Raw genomic sequence first — 21,411 nt, forward strand, 5'->3', positions numbered from 1 at the left:
GCGGGCGTGCGGGCTCGATGATGAGGCGGCTTGGGTGCGGTACACGCGCATGGGACCGGCGGGCTGGGTCGGGCAGATCGATCACGTCCGCGTCTATCTGAGCGACGCGGACGGCGAGATCTGCCGCGCCCAGGCCGCGGTGGCGGCGGTGGTGACCGCCTCGCTCCCGCGCCTTCGCGACGCGGCCTCGGCCTATCTCGACCGCTTCGTGGACAGAGCGAAAGCCTGCGGCAGCGCGCAGGAGCCCTGGTGGCTCGACGAAATCGAATTTCGCGATCACGCCGGGGACGCGACGGTCTGCTACGCGCTCCACTTCCGCCTGCAGGGCGACGACGGTGGCCTGTGGACGGTCGACATGCGGGCATCCGCGGACGGGCATCGTCCCTTCCGGTTCGAGCGACGGCAGGGCTGAGGCTGCGCGGGAGGGACGGCGCCATCGCCGACCTCTTGCGCAGGGCGCGGGAATCGCCCGGCAGGCGCGATGAAGCGGCCGTCGCCGAGGGCGATTGGGTCGCGCGGCCCTGCGCTCGGCGCCGGCCCGGGGACCACGACGCCGCGGCCATCGGCATCGTCCGGCTCGGCGCTCACGGCAGGATCGTTGAGCGCTGGGACGTGATGCAGATCCTTCCCGAAACCGGCGCCCCTCCGAACGGGCTGTTTCGAGAGCCCAGCGTCGTTCGAACGTCGATCGCCCGAGAGATGAGCCATTCGACGGGCATCGAAAGCTAGAAACCGGAAAATCTGCAAACTTTTGCAGCAATGCTCCGGTGTTTCTCGCGTATCCTGAGATCGATAAACAACCTAGTCTCGCGCTCAACGAACGAGCGAGGCCTGTCCCATGAGCACGATTACCTCCGTGGCCGAAGCCTTCTTCGAGGCGTGCGAGACGGGCGGTGGCTGGGCGGCGTGCGAACGCTATTGCGCACCGGATGCTGGATTCTCGGCTCAGGCGGATGCCCTGGCGGGCATCACCACGCTGCGCGATTACGCCGAGTGGATGAAGGGCCTTCTGACGGTCCTGCCCGACGGGCGGTACGAGGTGAAGTCGTTCGCCACGGACGAGGAGCGCCGGAACGTGGCGGCGTATGGCGTCTTCCGCGGGACCCATACCGGCGAGGGCGGCCCGTGCCCTCCGACCGGGAAAAGCACGTCGACCGACTACGTCTACGTCATGCAGTTCGACGGCGAGCGGATCGCTCACATGACGAAGATCTGGAACGACGCGCGCGCCGTGAAGGAACTCGGCTGGGCCTGAGATCCGCACCCCGGCCGGGCGGCGGGCTCAGCCCCGAGCGCGGATCATCTCGGCCCTGCCTCCCTCCACCAGCACCTCGGCCGGGGTCGGGTGGCTCAGGAACCCCGTCGGGCTCGCGGTGAGGCCGTAGGCGCCCGATTGCAGCACCGCCACGAGATCGCCCTCGGCCAGCGGCGGCAGGGGGGCGGCGCGGGCCAGCATGTCGAGCGGCGTGCAGAGCGGGCCGACCACGGCGGTGGCGGCGCGCGGCGCCTCAGGGCCCTCGACCCCGGCGGCGAGGGGAAAGTCGCGCTTGACGATCTGGCCGAGATTGCCGCTCGCCGCGAGGTGATGGTGCATGCCGCCATCGGTGATGACGAAGCGGCTGCCGCGCGAGTCCTTCACCGCCAGCACCCGCGCCACGTAGAGCCCCGCCGGCCCGGCGAGGTAGCGGCCGGGCTCCAGCACCACCCGGGCGCCCGCGAGCCGGGGGTCGGCCCGCAGCGTCGCGATCAGGTCGGGCAGGCCGGCGCGGATCGCCCCAAGGTCGAGGGCGGCCTCGCCGGAAAAATACGGGATACCGAGCCCGCCGCCGAGATCGATCGTCTCCAGCGCCCGCCCGGTTCGCTGGGCGATCCGCGCCGCGAGGCCGAGTCCGTAGGCCCATTGGCCGAGAAGCGTCTCGGCCTTCAGTCCCTGCGTGCCCGCGAAGAGGTGGAGCCCGACGAGACGCAGGCGCGGCATGGCCTCCACCGCGTCGATGGCGGCGTCCATAGCCTCCTCGTCGAAGCCGAAGGGGGAGGGCTTGCCGCCCATCCGCATCGCCCCGCCCTGTGCGGTGGCGCCGGGATTGATCCGCAGCGCCACCCGCACGGTCACGCCGTGACGCTCGGCGGCGGCGGCCACGCGAACCATCTCCTCGCGGTTCTCGAGGTGGATCTCGCCGATGCCGCCGGCCACCACCCGGTCGAGATCGGCCGTGCCCTTGCCCGGCCCCGCGAACAGGATCTTTTCCGGCGCGACACCGGCCTTGAGCGCCGCTTCGAACTCGGCACCGGAGGCGATCTCGGCGCCCGCGCCCTCCTCACGGAAAACGCGGATGACCGCCGGGTTCGGGTTCGCCTTGACCGAGAAATCGACCTCCGCGAAGCCGGCGACCGCCGCGCACAAGGCCCGGTAGGTCCGGCGCATCGTGGCGGCGTCGTAGACGAAGAGCGGCGTGCCGAATTTTTCGGCGAGATCGGTCAGCGGCAGGCCGCCGACCTGCAGCACGCCGCCCGCATCCCTAGAAAAGTTTTCGGCGATCAGCGCGGCGGCGAGGTCGGGAGCGTCGGCCATAGGAGCTAGATTTCCGCCGCCGCGCGCTCGGCGGTGAGGCGCTTGTAATCGACCTTGCCGTTGGGCGTGGTCGGCAGCGCCGCCACCGCCTCGATGGTGCGGGGCACGAGATGGGGCGCCAGTGCCTTGCGCAGGCCTTGGAGGACATCCGCGGTGCCCGGCGCGTCCTCGGCCGGCACGGTGACCGCGTGGATGCGCTGCCCCAGGCTCGGATCGGGCAGGCCGATCACGGCGGCCGCGCGGAAGGCGCCGGTCTCCATCAGCGCCGCCTCGACCTCGGTCGGGCTCACGCGGAACCCTTGCGTCTTGATCATCGTGTCCTCGCGGCCGATGAAGCGGAAGAAGCCGTCCTCATCCTCCACCACGAGGTCGCCGGAGCGGCAGACGAGGCCCGGAGCCGATCCGGGCGGCGGGAACGGGTCGGGCACCAGCACGCGGGCGGTGTCCTCCGGCCGGTTCCAGTAGCCCATCGAGACGGTGGGGCCGCGGTGATGCAGGATGCCGGGCTCGCCCGGCCGCGCCCGCCGCCCGCCGGTCGTGACGGCGAAGATCTCGGTCTCGGGGATGGCGCGGCCGATCGAATCCGGCCGCCGGTCGATCTCCTCCGGCGGCAGATAGGTCGAGCGGAAGGCTTCCGTGAGGCCGTACATCAGCACGATCGCCGTGTGCGGCAGCCGCGCCCGCAGGCGCTCGATCGTCGGCAGCGCGAGGCTGCCGCCGGAATTGGTGATGGCGCGGAGGGCCGAGAGATCCGCCTTGGCGAGGTGCGGCGCGGCCCGCGTCAGCAGCGTCCACAGCGTCGGCACGCCCGCGAGCAGGGTGATGCGATGCGCCTCCAGGGCGCGGACGACGTCGTCGCCGAGCCTCGGCGTCAGCAGCACGATCCGCGCGCCCTGCTCGACGCTGGTGAGGAGCTGGTTGAGACCGTAATCGAACGAGAACGGCAGCACCGAGAGGATGCGGTCTTCACGGTTGATGCCGAGATAGGTCCGCACGATGCGGGTACCGGCGATCAGGTTGGCGTGGGAGAGCATCACGCCCTTGGGCAGGCCGGTCGAGCCCGAGGTGTAGAGGATCGCCGCCAGACCGTCCGGCGCCGGCTCGCCGGGGACAAGGGCCGTGCCGTTCTCCCCCGCCTCTCCGTCGAGGATCACCAGATCCGAAAGGTCGTCCAGCGCGCCCTCCAGCCCGGTGGCGTGGGCGGCATCGGTCAGCAGCACCCGCGCCCCGCTGTCGGCGACGATGTGGCGGACCTGCCGCGGGCGCAGGGACGGGTGGATCGGCACGAACACGCCGCCCGCCGCGCTCACGGCAAAGATCGCGACGCCTTCGCGGATCGATTTCGGCAGCAGGATCGCGACCCGGTCGCCGGGCGCGAGCCCGAGGCGCGCCAAGCGCCGCGCCAGCGCGCCGACCCGCGCCCGGAAGGCGGCGTAGGTGAGGGTCTCGTGGCCCTCGACGATCGCGGGGGAATCCTCCGCGCCGGCTCCTTCGAGCAGGTGGTGCAGCAGCGTCGGGGCCATCACGGAGTCAGGCGTCGGAGCGCCGGTCGTCGATGAAATGGGCCAGCGCATCGACGCTGTCGAAATTGGCGAGGTCGAAGCTGTCCTCGTCGATCTCGACGCCGAAGCGGTCGCCGAGATGCATCATCAGGTCGAGGATGCCGATCGAATCCAGCGCGTCACTGGTCACGAGGGAGGTCTCCCCGGTGACGGCGCCGGAGGGAAGGCCCGGGTTGCGGGCCGCGATGAAGGCGAAGATCGCCTCCCGCACGTCGGCCATCGACTGAACCACGGCTCGGATGCCCCTCGATCGGTCCTGTGCTGGTCTCGGGTTGCGGGCTTAAGCCCAACGCACGGGCAAGTCCATGGTGCCTCCCTGGTGAGCGCAAGATCCCCAGCCTTCCGCGCCTTCGCGCGATCCGCTTAACCCGCGATTCACGCTGGCCCCCGAGGCTTCGGGCTCCCTTCCCTCCCGGAGTCCTCGGCCCGTGTTCGGTTCAGCCCAGAACGGTGTGCTTCTCGCCGCCCGCCTCCTCATGGCCTCGGCCCTGCTGCCGACCGGCGTGGCGCGGGCGCTCAACGTGTCCGGTTTCGCGGTGACGTTGGCCGGGGCCGGCTGCCCGGCGCCGAACGCCGTCGCAACGGCGGCCGTGATCGTGCAGGTGTTCGGCCCGCTCGCGGTGATCCTCGGCGTGATGCCGCGGATCACCGGGCTCGCCATGGCCGGCTTCGTCGCCGGCATGGCCGCGCTGCTGCACCCGTTCTGGCTCCAGGCCGGCGCCGCCGCGGTGACGGAGCGCAGCTTCTTCCTCGCCGATCTCGGTCTGGCGGGCGCCTTCCTGATGTATGCGATGACCGGCCCCGGCGCCTGGGGCTGGCAGGGCTTCTTCCGGAGCGGCGACGCCCCGGCGCCCGCCCGCGCGACGAAAGCCGCACCGAAGGCGCCGGCGCGGGCCAAGACCGGCGGCGTCAAACGGAGCGGCGGCCGGGCTCCGGCGCGTGCTGCGGCGTGACCGGAGCGAGGCTCGCGCCTTTCGTGTTCGCATCGTCTCTGTCCGATAGCCGGCAACCACCGATCGGGACGATGCTCTGAGGCGACCCGTCGGCGGGTCGCGGGACGGCCTGCGCGACGCGGCGCTGCCCCGAGACTTCGGCGCCGGCATCCGGCGCCAGCCGCCGGAACACGAAGAACGCGCCGACCGAGATCACGGCCACGCCGAGGAAGGCGAGGGAGAAATCCCTTGCCTCGATCCCCGCATGGCCGTGCCACGCGGCGGCGCCTTCCAGCGCGAGGGCGCCGATGGAGACGCCGAGGCTCAGGGACAGTTGCTGCGCGACGCTGGCCAGACTCGTCGCCGCGCTCATCTCCCGCGATTCGAGGTCGGCATAGGCGATGGCGTTCACGCAGGTGAATTGCAGCGAGCGCACGCAGCCGCCGAGCAAGAGCACGCTGATGATGATCCAGTGCGGCGTCTGCGCGGTGAACAGCCCGTTGGCGGCGAGGAAGGCGGAGGCGACCAGCGCATTGACCACCATCACCCGGCGGAAGCCGTAGGCGCGCAGGATGCGCGGGCCGACGATCTTGATCAGCAGCGCGCCCGCGGCCGCGGCGAAGGTGATGAGCCCCGAATGCAGCGGATCGAGCCCGAAGCCGATCTGCAGCATCAGCGGCAGCAGGAAGGGGATGGCGCCGGTGCCGATCCGGAACAGGCTTCCCCCGGTCACGGCCGCGCGAAACGTGTCGTGCTTGAGGAGGTCGAGGCGGATCAGCGGATGCGCGGTGCGCTTGGCGTGGCGCAGGTAGAGCCCGACCAGCACGGCCCCGCCGGCCATGCAGCCCCAGGACACGCCGTCGGGCAGCAGGTGGCGCCCGGTCGCGGCGAAGCCGAGCATCAGCAGGGCGAGCCCGCCGCCGGAGAGCAGGAAGCCGGCGACGTCGAGGGGCGGGCGCGTCTTCTCGCGGATGTCGCCGAAATACACGGTCGCCAGCACGATGCCGGCGAGCCCGATCGGGATGTTGATGAAGAAGATCCAGCGCCAGTCGGCGTAGGTGGTGATGAAGCCGCCCAGCGGCGGCCCGAGGATCGGGCCGATCAGCGCGGGGATGGTGAGGTAGGCCAGCGCCCCGACGAGTTCGGATTTCGGCACCGAGCGCAGGATCACGAGGCGGCCGACCGGCACCATCATCGCCCCGCCGATCCCCTGCACGAAGCGGGCGGCGACGAAGCCGGTGAGCGAGTTCGCCGCGGCGCAGGCGAGCGAGCCCGCCATGAACACGCAGAGCGCCGCGCGGAAGACGTTGCGCGCGCCGTATCGGTCGGCGGCCCAGCCGGAGACCGGGATGAAGATCGCCAGGGACACGAGATAGGCGGTGAGCGCGAGCTTGAGGGCGATCGGATCGACGCCGAGGCTCGCCGCGATCGCCGGCAGCGCCGTGGCGATCACCGTCGAGTCGGTGTTCTCCATGAACAGGGCGGTGGCGACGACGAGGGGAACGATCTGGGCGGGACGCATCGGCAGAGACAAGTGTAGGACGTGTCGAAGGGTTGCGGCCGACGGCAGGTGGAGCACGTCTGCGGCAACGCGTCGGAATAAACGACGTGGCCGAACGGTCACAGCCCCCGGGGATACGTCCGGCAGCCTGCCGCGCGTCCTTCCGGGACGCGCCCCGCACGGCTAGGCTTCCGCCCGAAAAGAGGGGCTGTCCCGCCATCCGCGGCAGGATCGTCTCCCCGCGCGCCGCACGGTGCCGGTCCTATTATCCACGAAAGTGCCCGATGCCCCTGCGGTCGAATCCTCGTCCCGCCTTCTCCGCCCGCCTCGCGCTCGCCGCCTCCCTGCTCGCCGGCCTCGCCGGCTGCGGCGACGTCGTGCTCACCGACGGCAGCGCGCTCTCCCGCCGCGACCAGTTCGTGACGAGCGACGCGGTGGCCTCCGAATCCAAGCTCTTCATCGACCCGACCCTGCCGCAGACGGTTCGGACCGTGCGCATCGTGCCGACGCGGTTCACCGAGGCGGTTTCCGGTCCCGGTCTGAACGAGGTGGAGCGGCGCCTGATCGCCAACGCCGCCGACCGGGCGCTCTGCTACGACCTGTCGCTGCGCTACGACGTGGTCTCGTCGGGCCGCGCCGACCTCACCGTCCGCTCGGCGGTCACACGGGTCGATCTGACCAACGTGCCGGCCTCGGGCGCGACCATCACCGCCTCGGCGGCGATCTCTATCGCGGCCCAGGTCGGCGTCGGCTTCGCCGACACGGTGGGCAAGATCCCGGTGCCGCGGGTGCCGATCGGGCTGGGCAGCCTGACCATCGAGGCCGAGGCGCTCGACGCCCGCAATCGCCAGCGCGCGGCGATGATCTGGGCCGGGGCGGCCAACTCCTTCACCAATCAGGCCCGCTTCTCCGCCGCCGGCGACGCCTACGATCTGGCCGGCGAGTTCGGCCAGGATTTCGGCTCCTACCTCGCCACCGGCCAGGATCCGTTCAAGGGCGAATTGCAGATCCCGACCTACGACCGGATCCGCATCACCACGCTGGGCGAGGCCCCCCTCGATCCCGATTGCGAGGCCTTCGGCCGCGCGCCCGGCATCGACGGCATCCTCGGCGACATGATCGGCCTGCCGCCGGACTGGACCGACAAGGGACCGGGCGTCTCGGCGGCGCGCTGAACCTCGCTTCGATCGCCTCGATCAACGCAGCCCCCTCTCCCCGCCCGGCGGGGAGAGGGGGAAGCCCGCGTCTCTCCCGTCGGCTCACGCCGCCTCGAACAGCGGCACCTGGGCCATCTCCGGAACCAGCACCAAGCCCTTGTCGGTGATGCGGATCTGCGGGATCACCGAGAGCGGGATGAGGTTGAAGCCCATATAGGGGATGCTGCAGCCGGCCCGCGCCCAGGCCGCCTTCAACGCCTTCACCTCCTCCGCCACCGCACCGACGCGCTTGTCGGAGAGGAGGCCCGCCACCGGCAGCGGCACCATCGCGGCGACCCGCCCGTCCTCCACGACGCAGACCCCGCCCTGATGGGCGGCGATGGCGTCGAGCGCCACGCGCATGTCGCTCTCGTTGAGACCCGCGACGATGACGTTGTGCGAGTCGTGGCCGACGCTGCTCGCCACCGCGCCGCGCTTCAGGCCGAAGGCGGAGAGCAGCCCGTGGGCGACGCCGCCGGTACGGCCGTGCCGCTCGATCACCGCGACGTGGCAGAGATCGTGCGCGGCGAGCGTCGCCGGCCAGTCGGGGCCGGGCTCCAGGGCGATGCGCTCGTGGGTGAGCTCGATGCCCGGCAGCGTGGTGCGGATCGCGTTGACGGTGCAGGGCCCGGCGGGCAGCGCCGGAACCAGCGCGGGCAGGGGATCGGGCAGGTGCACGGTGGCGTAGGCCGGCGCCGGATAGCGGTAGGGCTTGTCCAGCGCCTGTTCGAGGCGCTGCGTCGGTCTGCGGTCCTCCACCACCAGCTCGCCGCCGTACCACGTCGCCTGCGGCACCAGATCGTCGTTCAGTAGCACGAGGTCGGCCCGGCGCCCGCCGCCGAGGCCGCCGATCTCGCCGTCGAGGCCGTAGCGGGTGGCGCCGTGCAGCGAGCCCATCGCCCAGGCGGCAGGCTTCGGGATGCCGCGGGCGACCGCCTCGCGCACCACCCAGTCGAGGCCGAAGGCGAGGAGGTCGTCGGCATCGCGGTCGTCGGTGCAGGCGCAGACCCGCTTCCAGGCAGCGCCGTACTCGGTCACCGTGCCGATCGCCTTCGGCAGCGAGTGCCAGGGCGTGGTCGGCGGACCGCCGCGCAGAAAAATCCAGAGGCCGGCTTCCAGCAGGTCGTCGGCGATGTCGGCATCCACCGCCTCGTGGGTGTCGGTGACGCCGCTGGCGGCATAAGGCGCCACGAAGTCGCGGCCGTAGACGTGGCCCGAGACCGGGCGGCCCCGCTCCAGGGCGGCGCGGAGGATGGCGTGGGCCCGCGCGTCGCCGCTCGCCACCGCGACGAAATCCATCTTCTCGCCGAGACCGATCGCTTCCGGCCAAGCGTCGAACAGCCTCGCGATCTTGTCCGCCGTCAGGTCGCCGCCTGCGGTCTCGAGGTCCGGGGTGGTGGCGGGCACCGTGCTCGGCACGGTGAGGAAGATGTTGAGCGGAGCCTCCCGAGCATCCTCCAGCATCCACTCGACGCCGTTCACGTCGAGCACGTTGCCGATCTCGTGGCTGTCGCAGACGATGGTGGTGGTGCCGTTGACGAGCGCCGCCTCGGCATAGGCGCACGCCGTGATCATGCTGCTCTCGATGTGCAGGTGCGGATCGACCAGCCCCGGCGCGATCAGCCCGCCGGCCGCATCGTAGCGCGGCGCCGCGCCGCGGTGGCTTCCCGCGGGCTTCACCGCGGCGATGCGCCCGCCCGCGATCCAGACCTCGCGATCGGGCAGGATGCGCTCGGAATAGGTTGAGAGCACCCGCGCCCCGGTGATGACGCGATCGGGCGCGGCGCGGCCGGAGGCGACCTCGGCGAGGCGCCGCGTCATCTCGGCCAACGGGGCGACGGAGAAGCGGTTGAGGGGTCTGGCGGTCATCGGGGCCTTCCTTGCGCGACGTCGGGCAGGATGCGCAGGCATCGTGCCACGAAAGGCGGACCGGGCGCAGCCGCCGGCGACACCTCAGTCGGCGTCGTCCGCCGCTGCGTTGCCCGACTGGCCGCGGAACCCGGTGGCGAGCACGTAGAGCTCGCTCGAATCCGCCCGGCTCGCAGCCGGCTTGACGTGGCGCACGGTCGCGAAGTCGCGCTTCAGGTCGGCCAGCAACTGGCCCTCGGTACCGCCCTGAAACACCTTGGCGAGGAAGGCGCCGCCCGGCGCCAGGATCTCGGCGGCGAAGGCGGCGGCGGATTCGGCGAGGCCGATGGTGCGCAGGTGGTCGGTCTTCTTGTGGCCGGTGGTGTTGGCGGCCATGTCGGAGAGGACGAGGTCGGCCTTGCCCCCCAAGAGCTCGGTCAGGCGCTCGGGGGCGCTGTCGTCGAGGAAGTCGAGGGTGATGAAGGTGGCGCCGGCCATGGGCTCGACGTCGAGCAGGTCGATGCCGACGATGCGCCCGCTCTCGCCGACGATCTTGGCCGCGACCTGCGACCAGCCGCCGGGCGCGGCGCCGAGATCGACGATGCGCTGGGCGGGCTTCAACAGCTTGAACCGCTCGTCGATCTCGATGAGCTTGAAGGCCGCGCGGGAGCGATAGCCCTCGCGCTTGGCGCGGGCGACGTAGGGGTCGTTGAGCTGGCGCTCCAGCCAACGCTTCTGGGAGAGGGTGCGCCCGCGGCCGGTCTTCACCCGCTGTTTCAGGTCGCCGCGCAGGCCGCCCGTTCCGCCTCGCCGGTCGCTCATGGTGCCGTTCCCCAGCATCGGCCCGGATCGGGCCGGAGGCTTCCCGCGAAGCCCGCGCGACGATGGTCGCAAGAGGCGTCCCTAACGCGATGTGTCCGGCGCGTGAAGCCAAGCGGCGCGCACCCGACGCAAAGAACGACCCGAGGCGCCAGGAAAGCGCGAGGCGCGGGGATGATGCCAGGATACGCAACGTTATTACACTACAGGCGCGGATGCGGGTCGATGAGGGCGTGGGGCCCCGTCCCGATCCGGCTTTGCCGCGAGAGGATTGCGCATGAGCTTCGAGGACAACACCCTGATCGCGTTCCGGCCGCAAGACAGGACGGAACGGACCGCCGCCTATTGCCTGACCGAGGCGAGCAAGCTGCTGCTGACCTGGGCCGAGACCGTCGGCACGCGCAACGTCGATGCGGTGCTCTCCCTCTACGCCCGGGATGCCATCCTCGTCCCCACCCTCTCGGACGACGTGCGGGACGGCGAGCACGACCGGCGCCACTACTTCGAGAGCTTCCTCGACAACGACGGCATCAGCTGCGGCATCACGGTGCAGAAGAGCCGCGTCAGCCGGCGGCTCGGGACGGTCGTGATCGGTGGGCTCTACACGTTCCAGATCACCCGCGACGGCGAGACGTCGGAGGTGCCGGCCCGCTTCCTCTTCACCTTCGAGGAGATCGAGGGACGCTGGCTCATCACCGGCCACCATTCCTCGAAAGCCGTCGAGGACGTCTGATCGGGCCCGTGCCCGATCGCTTCGGCATCGTCGGCATCCAGGCGCGGTAAGGCTTCAGCACTCGGGTCGCGCGACCTCTTCGGCGAGGTCGCGCCGCCGTTCGAGCGCATCGTCTTTTGCCGAAAGCCGGCCACCACCTTTCGGGGCGATGCTCTAGCGGTAGCGCCCGCGACGCCAGACGCCGTCCTCGCGCATCATGTTCATCAGCAGGCCCTCGCGCAGGCCCCGGTCGGCGATGCGCAGCCGCTCGGACGGGAACACCCGGCGGATGGCTTCCAGGATCGCGCAGCCGGCGAGCACGAGGTCGGCCCGGTCGCGGCCGATGCAGGGGTTGTCGGCGCGCTGCTCCAGGCGGGTGTCGAGCAGATCCTCGATCGCGTCGCTGACCTCACCGTCGTTCATCCAGAGGCCGTCGACCCGGCGCCGCTCGTAGCGGGCGAGCCGCAGATGCATCGCCGCGAGCGTGGTGACGGTGCCCGAGGTGCCGAGCAGGTGGAAATAGGGCGCCGTGGCCGCCGCCGCAGCGCGGATCGCGAAAGGGGAGATCAGGTCGCCGACCTCCTCCACCATGCCCTCGAAGGTCCGGCGCGTCACCTCGGTGCCGCCGTGGCGCTCGGCCAGCGTCACCACGCCGACGGGCAGCGAATCCCAGGCGCGGATGCGTAAGGTGGGGTCGGTCGAGGGGTTGGCCGCGGCGCCGTCGAGCCACGCGATCTCGGTGGAGCCGCCGCCGATGTCGAAGATCACGACCGATTCCGCCCGCGGGTCGGCGAGCGCGGCGCAGCCGGTGACGGCGAGATAGGCTTCCGTCTGGCGGTCGACGATCTCGAGGTCGAGCCCGACCTCGGCGCGCACGCGCTCCACGAACTCCGCGCCGTTGACGGCGAGCCGGCAGGCCTCGGTGGCGATCACCTTGGAGCGGGCGACGGCGCGGGACTTCATCTTGCCCCGGCAGATGCGCAGGGCCTCCACCGTGCGCTCGATCGCCGCCTCGGTCAGGCGGTTGGAATTGCCCAATCCCTCGCCGAGCCGGACGATGCGGGAGAAGGCGTCGATCACCCGGAAGCCGTTGGGCGTCGGCTCGGCGATCAGCAGGCGGCAATTGTTGGTGCCAAGATCGAGGGCGGCGTAGGCGTCGCGGCGGCCGTGCCGGCCGGTCTCATGCCGACCGCCGTCGTAGCGCGGGGGGTAGCTCTCGATCGGGCGCCCGCCCGTGACCGTGCGGGATCCCTCCCGCGCTGTCTGCGGGTCGGCGGTGGGGCGGGCCGACACGGCGGCGGCGCTCTCATCCCTCATCGACGCGACCGAACTTCCTGGCGATGCAGCCCGGCAAAGCGCTGGACCGTCGTGGCACCAAGGCTACAGGCGTTGTCCGGGAACTGCAAAGGCTGGATTGCCGGCCCTCCACGATTTGCCGCACGGATCGTCTCGGATTGAACTCCGTCATCCCAGCTTCCGCTGCGGCTCCGGTTGCCCGGCGACCGCGTAGCTGCGGCCCTTCCACACCGCCCGGCCGGCGCGCCCGGGACGCAGCAGCACGTTCCACTGGATCGCCAGCGCCGTGCAGACGGTGGCCGGGTGCAGGAGGATCGTCGCCAACGGTTCGGCCACCTTGAGGGTGATCGCCGCACGGGTCGCGAGGGAGACGAGGCCGGCGGCGGCCGCCACAGCCGCGGCGGTGCCGGCACCCAGCGCCAGGGCGGCGGCGAGAACGAGCCAGGGCAGGACGTGTCCGCCGAGCAGCAACAGGGTCCAGACGGGCAGCGCCGCGGGGGTGGCCATGCCCTCGTGGGCGTTCTTCGAGAAGCCGGCCCAGGACTGCGCGAAGTTCCGGTACATCCGGCAGGCGGCGAGCGTCTGGCCCGCGACGAGATCGGTGACGAAACCTTGCTCGCGGAACAGGCGCGGCAGGCGCACGCCGTCGTGGAGCGAGGTGCGGATCGCTCCGTGGCCACCGGTCTGCCGGTACGCATCGCGGGCGATCAGGATCATCTGCCCGCAGGCGGCGCCGAGCGAGACCTGAGGCGAGGCGCGCATCAGGGCGATGGGCAGATAGCCGAGGAGGAGGAAGTCGATCATCGGCACGGTCAGGCGCTCGCCCAGGGTCTCCATCACCTGCCGCGGCACGCCGCTGACGAGATGGGCTCCCTTCTCGGCGGCATGCGCGGCCAGCGCCGCCGCGCCGCCGGGCGCCAGCGTCACGTCGGCATCGAGGAACAGCAGGCGCTCGCCCCGCGCCGCCTCGGAGAGGGCGACGCAGGCGTGGTTCTTGCCGGTCCAGCCCTCGGGCAGGGCGGGCACGGAGATCAGCCGCAGGCGCGGATCGGTGCGGGCGATGCCCTGGACGATGGTCGCGGTGTCGTCGGTGGAATGGTCGTCGCCGACGATCACCTCGACCGGGACGCCGTGGCTCGCGAGCGCGGCCCGCACGGTTCCTTCGATCACAGCCGCCTCGTTGCGGGCGGGGATCAGGATCGAGACGAGACCCTCGGTCCGCGTGGGTTCGGGGCTGCGCAGGATGGCGAGGTTGACCGCCGCCAGCCCCGCCGGCAGCAGCGCCAGCGCAAGGGCGATCATCGCCAGGATGAGGAGCGCCAACGTCATCGGGTCCGCCTCTCCTCGCCGTCCCGGTGTCCGGGCTCGAAGCGGCGGCCGGTGAGCGCCGCCGCCAGCCGCCGCCAGCCGTCATAGACCCCGCCGACGCCGCGCCGTCCGGAGAGCAGCGTCTCGAACCGGGCGGGGTCGCGGGCGATCACGTCACCCGAGAGCCGGTCGAGGGTGGCGGTCAGCGCCGTCTCCATCCGGGCGAGACGCTCCGGGCGGGGCAGGGCGCGGAGGTCGGCCGCGCGCATGGGAGCGCCGAAGGCAAGGAAGGCCTCCGCCCCGCGCTCGTCCCAGAAAGCGTATTCTACGGCGAGCGGCAGGAAAACCGCCTCGGGCGCGATCTCGGCCAGCCGCGCGACGCCGGGCTTCAGCCCGAGGGGGCGCGCCCGCACGTCGGCGAAGCGGCCCTGCGCGGTGATCCACAGGACGCGCTCGGACGGCGCCAGGATCGCGCGGGCGGCCGAGAGGAACTGCGCCCCGCCCCGCGCACTGTCGAGATCCACCGGGAAGGCACCCATCTTCCGGAAGATGCCGTACTTCTCCAGCATCGCCGCGTCGATCGGGGCGAAGCTCTCGCGCTCGGGAAACAGCCGGTCGGCGGCGACGATCAGGATCGCCGCGTCCCACCACGCGGGATGGTTGGCGTAGATCACCACCGGCGCCCCGGCGGCGATCCCGGCCGGACGCCCCCAACGGGCGAGCCGGAGGGCGTTCATGTGCCGCCGCACGAAGCGGTCGAAGTAGGCACTCATAAACCGCCAGAGCCGCGGTGAGCGCTCGGGCGGCCTCGTCGTCCGCGTCATGACGGAGACAGCTCAGGCGCTCTTGCGCAGCTCCGGCTCACCCCTGCCGCGCAGATCCTGATCGAGGGCGTCGGCGGCGATCCAGCCGGACATCATCACCATCGGCATGCCCGGCCCCGGATGGGCGGCGCCGCCCGCGAGGTAGAGGCCGCGTACCTCCCGCGAGCGGTTGCCGGGCTTGAACGCACCCATCATCCGCCCGTGCGAGGCGAGCCCGTAGATCGCCCCGTTCAGGACCTTGTAGCGGTCGTGGATGTCCTGCGGGGTGAGGTGGCGCTCGACGACGATGCGCTCCTCGATGTCGGGCATGCCGCCGGTGCGCTTGAGCTTCTCCAGGATCGTCCGGCGATAGGCCGGGAACATCTTCGACCAGTCGTGGTGCGGGCGCAGATAGGGCGTGTGGACGAGGACATAGAGCGCCTCGCCGCCCTCCGGCGCCACGCTCGGATCGGTGGAGGAGGGGGCGGCGAGATAGGCGGTCGGATCGGGGGCCGGCTCGCCCTTGCGGTAGATGAAGTCGAACTCCTCCTCCGGATCGCGGGAGAAGACGAAGTCGTGGTGGGCGAGATGCTCGTAGCGCTTGTTCAGCCCGAGATAGAGCACCACGCCGGAGCAGGCCGGCTCGAAGCTCTTCTTCTCGTAGGTTTTGCCGACCTCACCGCCGACGAGCTCGCGGTAGGTGCGCACCGAATCCATGTTGGAGATCACCGCGTCGTAGGCGCTGATCCCGTCGCGGGTGCGCAGACCGCGGAGCTGCCCCCCCGCGATGTCGAGGCCGAGCACCTCGTCGGCGGGCTTCATCGTCGCGCCGAGCTCCTTCGCGAGCCGCATCAGCCCCTCGGCCACCGCGCGGGTGCCGCCCATCGGGTACCAGACGCCCTCGGCCGTCTGCATGTGGGCGATGGCGCAGAGCACGGCGGGCGCGCCGTAGGGCGAGGAGCCGACATATTGCACGAAGTGGTCGAGCATCTGCGCGAGGCGCGCATCCTTGACCTTGCCGCGGATCGTGCTCGCGACGGTGGCGTGCATGCGCAGGGACAGCACGTCGCGCAGGGTGCCGGGATTCATGTTGGCGCGGATGTCGATCGTGTCGAACAGATCCTGCACCGCCTTCCAGAAGAAGAACCTTTCCGACACGCCGTGCAGGTGCTCGGAGACGGCGATGAATTTCTTGTAGCCCTCGCCGACCCCCTGGCCGGGCGCGAACCGGTCCATGGAGGCGGCCATGGCGTCCACGTCCTCGATCAGGTCGATCGCCGAGCCGTCGTCGAAAAGGCAGCGCCATTGCGGGTCGAGGCGGCGCAGATCCATGTAATCGTGCACCGAGCGTCCGGCCTCGGCGAAGATGCGCTCCAAGACGCGGGGCACGGTGAGGATGGTCGGCCCCATGTCGAAGCGGAAGCCGCCCTCGTGCAGCACCGCGGCCTTGCCGCCCATCCAGTCGTTCTTGTCGTAGACCGTGACGCGATGCCCGCGGGCCGCCGCCACGCAGGCGGAGGCCAAACCGCCGAGCCCGCTGCCGACGACGGCGACCGAAGAACCCTGGCTCATTGGATACGCGTCTCCCTCGGGGCTTCAGAAGAAGCCCATCATGGCGAAGCTAGATGCGGCAGGAGGCGGGTCAACGTGCCACCCGGTCGCGCTCGCGCCATTCCACACCGCGGGCTGTGGACAGAGACGCCAGAAAGTTGCCGATCTCCCGGCGCCGCTGCCCGGCCTCGAGGACGTCGGCCCCGACACCGAGGCGCCACGCCCGCTGGCGGCGGCCCGGACGATCGTCTCCGGCCAGCCCCTCGACCTCGCGGGCGGAGGCCTCGACCGCCGCGTGATCGGCGGCAAAGCCGGCGGAGACCACCGCCTCGGCGCTCAGCCGCAGCATCGCGGCGAGTTCGTCGAGATCGGTCTCCGGGTGGTACTGCGTGCCCCAGAACAGCCCGCGGCCGTAACGGATCTCGATCGCCTGCACATCGAGGACGGCGTTGGCGGCGAGCACCCGCGCGCCGGACGGCGCACCGATGACGGCGTCGAGGTGGATCGCCGGCGCGTCCCAGGCGAGGCCGCGTCCGGCGAGCAGGGGATGCGCCGCGCCATCCCCGACCGCCGCGAGGCGCCGGGCGAAGCCGTATTCCGGCCCGCGCGGGTTCTCGCCGACCGCCCCGCCCGCAATCGCCGCGGCGACCTGCATGCCCCAGCACGAGCCGAAGACCGGCAGGCCGGCCTCCAGCGCCGCGCGCATCAGGTCGAGCTGCCGCCGTACGGCGGGGCCGTCCTCGGCGAGGCGCAGGGTGGAGCCGGTGAGGACCATGCCGTCGAACCCCGCCAGATCGATCCCGGCCCCGGCATCGGCGGGATTCACCAGCGTGCAGACCGCCTCCGGGGCGAGGTCGGACACCACGGCGGCGAAGGCCTGCGAGGTGGTCTGGCCGACGGCGGCCTCGCGCTTGGCGCGGCCGTCACGGTCGTTGCCGTCGGCGATCAGCAGGCGCAGCATCGCGTTGGTCATGGGAGGCAAGCGGTTCCGGGACAGTCAGGTCGGGGGCGTTGCCTCTGCCCGATCCGCGCCCCCGGGTCGCGAGCGCAGGTCGCCGCGGGGCGATCCGCCTCAGAGAGGATTCAAAGACGCCTGCGCCCCACGGCCCCGACCGCGACCGCCAGCCCCGCGGCCGCCAGAGCCGCCAGCACGCCCCAGGCCGGCAAGGCGGCGGAGACACCCTCGCCCAGAGCCGCCTGATAGGCCTCGATCGCCCAGGCGTTGGGGGTGAGCCAGCCGGCCTGCTGCAGCCAGGGGGGCATGAGGAAGCGGGGCACCATGCTGCCGCCCACCGCCGAGAGCAGCAGCACGCCGAAGGTCGCGGCGAGATGCGCCTGCTGGCGCGTCGCTGAAAGGGAACAGGCGGCGAGCGCGAGCCCGGCCGCCATGGCGGAGACGAGAACCGAGGTGACGAGCCAGCCGAGCCAGTGGCCGGAGACATCGACCCCGTGCAGCAAAGCGGCGGCGGAAAAGATCAGCCCGGCCTGGACCACGCCCTGGCCGAGCAGGAACAGGAATTTGCCCATCACGATCACCGGCAGGCCGCCGGGGCCGGCGGCGAGACGGTCGGCCAACCCGCCCTCGCGTTCGTCCACGAGGGAGAGCGCCCCCTGCATCGCCGCAAACAGCAGGAACACCGCGGCGATGGCGCCGGCGTAGTAGCTGACCCGCTCGTTGCCGCGCCCGCTCGCGGTGGTGCGGGTCTCGACGAGGCGGGCAAACGAGAACGGCTCCTTCTTCGCCCGCTGCTCGGCGAAGGCCTCGTCGAGGAAGGCGCGCTCGTCGGGGCCGATCTTGCCGGAGCGCTCCACGTCCGCGACGATCCGCGAGAGCACCACGTCGGGCAGGGCATCGTTGAGGGCGCGCTGGAGCTGGCCCAGCGCGATCGGCGTGGCGAGCGCCCGCGATGGGCTCTCGATCAGCAGCACCGGCTGGTCCGGTGCGGCGCGTCCTTTGTCCGCACCGACCGGCGCGCCGAGGTCGCCGCGCAGCACCAGGGCGACATCGACCTCGCCGCGGCGCACGGCGCGGATGGCCGCCGCCTCGTCCGCCACATCGAGGCGCGCGACGCGTAAGGACGGCTCGGCCTCCAGGGCGGTGACGAGGCGCTGCGTGGTCGCGGTGCCGGCAAGGTCGACGAGGCCGAGATGGATGCGGATGCGGTCGCCGATCGCGCCCGAGAAGATCGCGGCGAAGATCGCGAAGATGACGGTGGGCAGCACGAAGGCCATGGTCAGCGCCGCGCGGTCGCGCAGCAGCGAGAGCCACATCACCCGGAACGCCGCCGCGATCACGCCGCGCTCTCCAGGTCCGGATGATCGGCGAGGCTGTCCCGGTAGAGGGTTTCCAGGCCGGGGCGACGCACGCGGATCTCGGCCACCGGCACGCCGGCTCCGCGCAGGGCGGCGAGCAGGGCCGCGCCGTCGAGGCCGCCCGCGGCGCCGTGGTCGGCACGCCAGAACCGCGCATCGCCCCCGTGCGGGGCGAAGCCGGAGCGGCGCAGGGCCGCCTCGGCGGCGGCGTCGGGGGCGCCTTCCAGAACCGCCTCGTGCTCCGGTGGGGCGGCATCGAGGGGGCGCATGAGGGCGGCGAGCGGCCCCTCCCGCCGGATCCGCCCGTCGGCGAGGATGGCGATCCGGTCGGCGAGGCGCTCGGCCTCGGAGAAGTCGTGGGTGCTGACGACGAGCCCGGCGCCGCCCGCGCGCAGGGCCGCCAGCACCGCGTGGATCGCCGCCCGCGCCTCGAGATCGACGCCCTGGGTCGGCTCGTCGAGGAGGATCAGGTCGGGGGAGGCGAGGAGGCTCGCGGCGATGTTGACCCGGCGCTGGTAGCCGCCGGAGAGCGTGGCGACGGGCCGGTCCTTCACCTCGGCCAGGGCGCAGCGCCCGATCGCCGCCGCCACCGCCCCGCGCCGCTCCCCCCGCTTCAGGCCGGCGAGCCGGGCGAACACGTCGAGGTTCTCCGCGACGGTGAGGCGCGGATAGAGCGCGATCTCCTGCGGCACGAAGCCGATCCGCTTCCGGGTCGCCCGGTCGGCATGGGGGTCGCCGCCGAGGACGCGCACCGAGCCGGCCTCGGGCGCGAGCCGCCCGGCGAGCAGGCGGATCAGGCTGGTCTTGCCGGCCCCGTTCGGGCCGAGCAGCGCCAGCGTCGTGCCGCGCACGAGCGTGAGGTCCAGGCCGCGCAGGGCCGGGCGGCCGCGATAGGCGAGGGCGGCACCCTCGACGGAGACGAGGGGCGAGGCATCGCTGCGCATCATCCGGCTGTCAGCGGTGCGGCAGAGGACGGGCGAGGCGGACCCGGACAGCGGCGCCGGGTTCACGCACGGAGACGCTCGCGCTGGCGAAATCCGGCCGGGCCCGCCGGCCGACCACGCCGGAGAAGCCGTAGGGTTCCAGCGGCAGGCCCAGCCTCGTCCGGTCGAGCCGGCCGTTGCCGTTCTCGTCCTGGAAGGCGGCGACCGCCCAGACGCCCGCCGGCACCTCGGTGAAGACGAAGCGCTCGACGCCGCCGCGGGCCGGGACGCTGCGGCCGATCGGGCAGGCGGACTCCGTCAAGCCGCCCTGGCACAGCGTGACGTAGATCTCGCCCGGCCCCGGCTCGATGCCCTCGACGAACACCTCCAGGCTCGCCGCGCCGGCCGGGCCTGCGAGGGCGGCGAGCACGGCGAGGCCGGAGAGACACGCGGCCCGCATCAGCTCGGATCGCCCTGCGTGGCGAGGGGCGAGGTCGTCGGCAGGTCCGCCAGGATCGCGGGCGCCTGCTCCTTGGCGAGATCCTCGATCAGGAGCCGGGCGGAGATACGCGCGCCCTCGTAGATCACGGGCAGGCCCGAGCCCGGATGGGTGCCGCCGCCGACGAGGTAGAGCCCCGGCCCGAAGCGGTTGTGCGGGCGGAACCACAGCATCTGCATCAGGTCGTGGGCGAGATTGAAGGTCGCGCCCTCATGCACGGCGAACGCGTCGCGCCAGTCGCGGGGATCGACCACGCGCTCGTAGCGGATGCGGCTCTCGATGTCGGGAATCCCGAGGAGCTTCAGACGCTCCAGCACCAGCTTGCGGTAGCTCGGCCCGACCGCCTCCCAATCGATGCCGGACTTCAGATTGGGCACCGGCACCAGCACGTAGAGGGCGGTGTGGCCGGGCGGCGCCATGCCGCCATCGGTGAAGCCCGCATGCTGCACGTAGATCGACGGCTGCATCGGCAGAGTGCCGCCGGTGATCTCGGTGATGTTGCGCTCGTATTCCTTGGACAACAGGATCGTGTGATGGCCGAGGCTCTCGGGCATTTTGCCCTCGATCCCGAGGTAGAGCATGTAGGTCGAGCAGGAGAGGCGCGCCTTGCCGATCTTGGCGTCGCGCCAGCGCGGGCGCCGCTCCTCCGGCACGAGATCGCGGATCACCTTGGCGAAGTCGCCGTTCACGACCACCGCATCGGCCTTCAGGGTCTCGCCGCCGACGACCACGCCGCAGGCGCGCTTGCCCTCGAACAGCACCCGATCGACCGATTGGCCGAGACGGATATCGACGCCCATGCGGCGGGCGAGGCCCGCCATCGCCTCCGAGACCGCGCCGCAGCCGCCGACCGGGTGATAGACCCCGTGCTCGTATTCGAGGAACGAGAGGATCGTGAACAGGCTCGGGCAGCGGAAGGGGCTCATCCCGAGATATTTGGTCTGGAACGAGAAGGCGAGGCGCACCCGCGGGTCGGCGAAATAGCGCCTGAGATCCCGGTCCACGCTGCGGCCGGGATGGAGATGGGGCAGGGCCGCGAGCATCGCCGGACTCGCCATCGACAGGATGTTGTCGAAGGGCTGCTCCAGCACCGGCTTGAAGTAGTTCAGCTTGGTCCGGTTCTCGGCGAAGAACTTCTCTACGTTCTCCGCGTCGGCGGGGGCGAGACGGGCGATCTCCTCCTTGAGCCGCAGCACGTCGCCGGTGGCGCGGATCTGGCCCGAGACGCCGTCCTCGCCCTCGAAGACGAGGTTGTATTGCGGGTCGAGCCGCTCCAGCCTGACATGGTCCTCCAGGCGCTCGCCGCAGGATTCGAAGATATCGGCGAGGATCTGCGGATACAGGAAGAAGGTCGGGCCGATGTCGAAGCGGTAGCCGCCCGGCGCCTCGACGGTCTTGGTGCGCCCGCCGACGACGTCGTCGCGCTCGATCACCGTCACATGCAGCCCGGCCTTGGCCAGGAGCAGCGCGCTGGCGAGCCCACCGGGGCCGGCCCCGACGACGACGACGCGGCGGCCCGACAGGGTACGCAAACCTTCCCGCGACTGCAGCAACGCTCTGAGACTCCCGACCTGAA

20 protein-coding genes are annotated in these 21,411 nt (G+C 71.7%); 5 read left to right on the plus strand and 15 right to left on the minus strand.

The annotated features are described in order from the left end of the window. Positions 1 to 34 precede the first annotated feature (34 nt). Positions 35 to 412 carry a hypothetical protein gene (locus HNR51_RS16980; protein ID WP_182555709.1) on the plus strand — a complete coding sequence of 126 codons (378 nt, stop codon included), beginning with the start codon at positions 35 to 37 and terminating at the stop codon, positions 410 to 412. Positions 413 to 856: 444 nt separating this feature from the next. Continuing rightward, the gene (locus HNR51_RS16985; RefSeq protein WP_239681513.1) at positions 857 to 1,255 is read left to right on the plus strand and encodes an ester cyclase; all 399 of its coding nucleotides are present in this window, start codon (positions 857 to 859) and stop codon (positions 1,253 to 1,255) included. A 27-nt stretch (positions 1,256 to 1,282) separates the two neighbouring features. Here the strand turns inward: HNR51_RS16985 and HNR51_RS16990 are convergent, their stop codons facing one another. The 3 genes from HNR51_RS16990 to HNR51_RS17000 are packed head-to-tail and all read right to left on the minus strand — an operon-like array spanning position 1,283 to position 4,354. Then, the gene (locus tag HNR51_RS16990) at positions 1,283 to 2,572 is read right to left on the minus strand and encodes a type III PLP-dependent enzyme (RefSeq protein WP_182555711.1); all 1,290 of its coding nucleotides are present in this window, start codon (positions 2,570 to 2,572) and stop codon (positions 1,283 to 1,285) included. 5 nt (positions 2,573 to 2,577) lie between these two features. Further along, positions 2,578 to 4,095 (minus strand): AMP-binding protein, encoded by a 1,518-nt coding sequence (locus HNR51_RS16995; RefSeq protein ID WP_182555712.1) that lies wholly within the window; start codon positions 4,093 to 4,095, stop codon positions 2,578 to 2,580. 7 nt (positions 4,096 to 4,102) lie between these two features. Then, positions 4,103 to 4,354, minus strand: coding sequence for an acyl carrier protein (locus tag HNR51_RS17000; RefSeq protein ID WP_012455487.1), 252 nt, complete (start codon positions 4,352 to 4,354; stop codon positions 4,103 to 4,105). Between the two features lie 208 nt (positions 4,355 to 4,562). Between HNR51_RS17000 and HNR51_RS17005 the strand changes: the two genes are divergently transcribed. Next, complete coding sequence (locus HNR51_RS17005; protein WP_182555713.1) at positions 4,563 to 5,087, plus strand: DoxX family protein; 525 nt, start codon at positions 4,563 to 4,565, stop codon at positions 5,085 to 5,087. Here the strand turns inward: HNR51_RS17005 and HNR51_RS17010 are convergent. Continuing rightward, entirely contained in the window at positions 5,044 to 6,588 is a 1,545-nt protein-coding gene (locus HNR51_RS17010; RefSeq protein WP_182555714.1) for an MFS transporter, read from the minus strand. The genes HNR51_RS17005 and HNR51_RS17010 overlap by 44 nt on opposite strands. 263 nt (positions 6,589 to 6,851) lie before the next feature. Here HNR51_RS17010 and HNR51_RS17015 point away from each other — a divergent pair, with 263 nt between their 5' ends. Further along, positions 6,852 to 7,742, plus strand: a complete 891-nt coding sequence (locus HNR51_RS17015) for a DUF3313 domain-containing protein (protein WP_182555715.1) — start codon at positions 6,852 to 6,854, stop codon at positions 7,740 to 7,742. 84 nt (positions 7,743 to 7,826) lie between these two features. Here HNR51_RS17015 and HNR51_RS17020 read toward each other — a convergent pair whose 3' ends face one another. Together HNR51_RS17020 and HNR51_RS17025 are read right to left on the minus strand one after the other, a co-directional pair. Continuing rightward, positions 7,827 to 9,632: an adenine deaminase C-terminal domain-containing protein gene (locus HNR51_RS17020; RefSeq protein ID WP_012455491.1), complete on the minus strand. Its 1,806-nt coding sequence runs from the start codon at positions 9,630 to 9,632 to the stop codon at positions 7,827 to 7,829. Positions 9,633 to 9,716: 84 nt separating this feature from the next. Further along, entirely contained in the window at positions 9,717 to 10,433 is a 717-nt protein-coding gene (locus HNR51_RS17025) for an RlmE family RNA methyltransferase (RefSeq protein ID WP_041372072.1), read from the minus strand. Between the two features lie 274 nt (positions 10,434 to 10,707). Between HNR51_RS17025 and HNR51_RS17030 the strand changes: the two genes are divergently transcribed. Beyond that, entirely contained in the window at positions 10,708 to 11,163 is a 456-nt protein-coding gene (locus tag HNR51_RS17030; protein WP_141952473.1) for a DUF4440 domain-containing protein, read from the plus strand. A gap of 153 nt (positions 11,164 to 11,316) precedes the next feature. On the opposite strand, the gene HNR51_RS17035 is transcribed toward HNR51_RS17030, so the two are convergent. From HNR51_RS17035 to crtI, 9 genes are all read right to left on the minus strand, one after another. Next, complete coding sequence (locus HNR51_RS17035) at positions 11,317 to 12,459, minus strand: Ppx/GppA phosphatase family protein (protein WP_012455494.1); 1,143 nt, start codon at positions 12,457 to 12,459, stop codon at positions 11,317 to 11,319. Positions 12,460 to 12,606: 147 nt separating this feature from the next. Next, positions 12,607 to 13,767 (minus strand): glycosyltransferase family 2 protein, encoded by a 1,161-nt coding sequence (locus tag HNR51_RS17040; protein ID WP_182555716.1) that lies wholly within the window; start codon positions 13,765 to 13,767, stop codon positions 12,607 to 12,609. Further along, positions 13,764 to 14,519 (minus strand): lysophospholipid acyltransferase family protein, encoded by a 756-nt coding sequence (locus tag HNR51_RS17045; RefSeq protein WP_182555717.1) that lies wholly within the window; start codon positions 14,517 to 14,519, stop codon positions 13,764 to 13,766. Before HNR51_RS17045 ends, HNR51_RS17040 begins: the two co-directional genes overlap by 4 nt. Positions 14,520 to 14,582: 63 nt before the next feature. Beyond that, positions 14,583 to 16,121, minus strand: coding sequence for a phytoene desaturase family protein (locus HNR51_RS17050; protein ID WP_012455497.1), 1,539 nt, complete (start codon positions 16,119 to 16,121; stop codon positions 14,583 to 14,585). 70 nt (positions 16,122 to 16,191) lie between these two features. Next, positions 16,192 to 17,073: a glutamine amidotransferase-related protein gene (locus tag HNR51_RS17055; protein ID WP_182555718.1), complete on the minus strand. Its 882-nt coding sequence runs from the start codon at positions 17,071 to 17,073 to the stop codon at positions 16,192 to 16,194. Positions 17,074 to 17,183: 110 nt separating this feature from the next. Beyond that, entirely contained in the window at positions 17,184 to 18,395 is a 1,212-nt protein-coding gene (locus HNR51_RS17060) for an ABC transporter permease (RefSeq protein WP_182555719.1), read from the minus strand. Continuing rightward, positions 18,392 to 19,360 carry an ABC transporter ATP-binding protein gene (locus HNR51_RS17065; protein ID WP_141952482.1) on the minus strand — a complete coding sequence of 323 codons (969 nt, stop codon included), beginning with the start codon at positions 19,358 to 19,360 and terminating at the stop codon, positions 18,392 to 18,394. The genes HNR51_RS17060 and HNR51_RS17065 overlap by 4 nt, the downstream gene beginning before the upstream one ends. Before the next feature lie 7 nt (positions 19,361 to 19,367). Further along, positions 19,368 to 19,796, minus strand: coding sequence for a DUF2141 domain-containing protein (locus HNR51_RS17070; protein WP_141952484.1), 429 nt, complete (start codon positions 19,794 to 19,796; stop codon positions 19,368 to 19,370). Then, positions 19,796 to 21,388, minus strand: coding sequence for a phytoene desaturase family protein (crtI, locus tag HNR51_RS17075; protein ID WP_182555720.1), 1,593 nt, complete (start codon positions 21,386 to 21,388; stop codon positions 19,796 to 19,798). The genes HNR51_RS17070 and crtI overlap by 1 nt, the downstream gene beginning before the upstream one ends. Positions 21,389 to 21,411: the final 23 nt, after the last annotated feature.

Origin of the sequence: Methylorubrum thiocyanatum, assembly GCA_014138645.1 — a bacterium.
GTDB lineage: Bacteria > Pseudomonadota > Alphaproteobacteria > Rhizobiales > Beijerinckiaceae > Methylobacterium > Methylobacterium thiocyanatum.

Excerpts from the sequence above, each read along its gene's own strand:
- HNR51_RS16990 (WP_182555711.1), bottom strand. The coding sequence starts at position 2,572 with ATGGCCGACGCTCCCGACCTCGCCGCCGCGCTGATCGCCGAAAACTTT.
- HNR51_RS16995 (WP_182555712.1), bottom strand. The coding sequence starts at position 4,095 with ATGGCCCCGACGCTGCTGCACCACCTGCTCGAAGGAGCCGGCGCGGAG.
- HNR51_RS17000 (WP_012455487.1), bottom strand. The coding sequence starts at position 4,354 with ATGGCCGACGTGCGGGAGGCGATCTTCGCCTTCATCGCGGCCCGCAAC.
- HNR51_RS17010 (WP_182555714.1), bottom strand. The coding sequence starts at position 6,588 with ATGCGTCCCGCCCAGATCGTTCCCCTCGTCGTCGCCACCGCCCTGTTC.
- HNR51_RS17015 (WP_182555715.1), top strand. The coding sequence starts at position 6,852 with ATGCCCCTGCGGTCGAATCCTCGTCCCGCCTTCTCCGCCCGCCTCGCG.
- HNR51_RS17020 (WP_012455491.1), bottom strand. The coding sequence starts at position 9,632 with ATGACCGCCAGACCCCTCAACCGCTTCTCCGTCGCCCCGTTGGCCGAG.
- HNR51_RS17025 (WP_041372072.1), bottom strand. The coding sequence starts at position 10,433 with ATGAGCGACCGGCGAGGCGGAACGGGCGGCCTGCGCGGCGACCTGAAA.
- HNR51_RS17030 (WP_141952473.1), top strand. The coding sequence starts at position 10,708 with ATGAGCTTCGAGGACAACACCCTGATCGCGTTCCGGCCGCAAGACAGG.
- HNR51_RS17035 (WP_012455494.1), bottom strand. The coding sequence starts at position 12,459 with ATGAGGGATGAGAGCGCCGCCGCCGTGTCGGCCCGCCCCACCGCCGAC.
- HNR51_RS17040 (WP_182555716.1), bottom strand. The coding sequence starts at position 13,767 with ATGACGTTGGCGCTCCTCATCCTGGCGATGATCGCCCTTGCGCTGGCG.
- HNR51_RS17045 (WP_182555717.1), bottom strand. The coding sequence starts at position 14,519 with ATGAGTGCCTACTTCGACCGCTTCGTGCGGCGGCACATGAACGCCCTC.
- HNR51_RS17050 (WP_012455497.1), bottom strand. The coding sequence starts at position 16,121 with ATGAGCCAGGGTTCTTCGGTCGCCGTCGTCGGCAGCGGGCTCGGCGGT.
- HNR51_RS17055 (WP_182555718.1), bottom strand. The coding sequence starts at position 17,073 with ATGACCAACGCGATGCTGCGCCTGCTGATCGCCGACGGCAACGACCGT.
- HNR51_RS17065 (WP_141952482.1), bottom strand. The coding sequence starts at position 19,360 with ATGATGCGCAGCGATGCCTCGCCCCTCGTCTCCGTCGAGGGTGCCGCC.
- HNR51_RS17070 (WP_141952484.1), bottom strand. The coding sequence starts at position 19,796 with ATGCGGGCCGCGTGTCTCTCCGGCCTCGCCGTGCTCGCCGCCCTCGCA.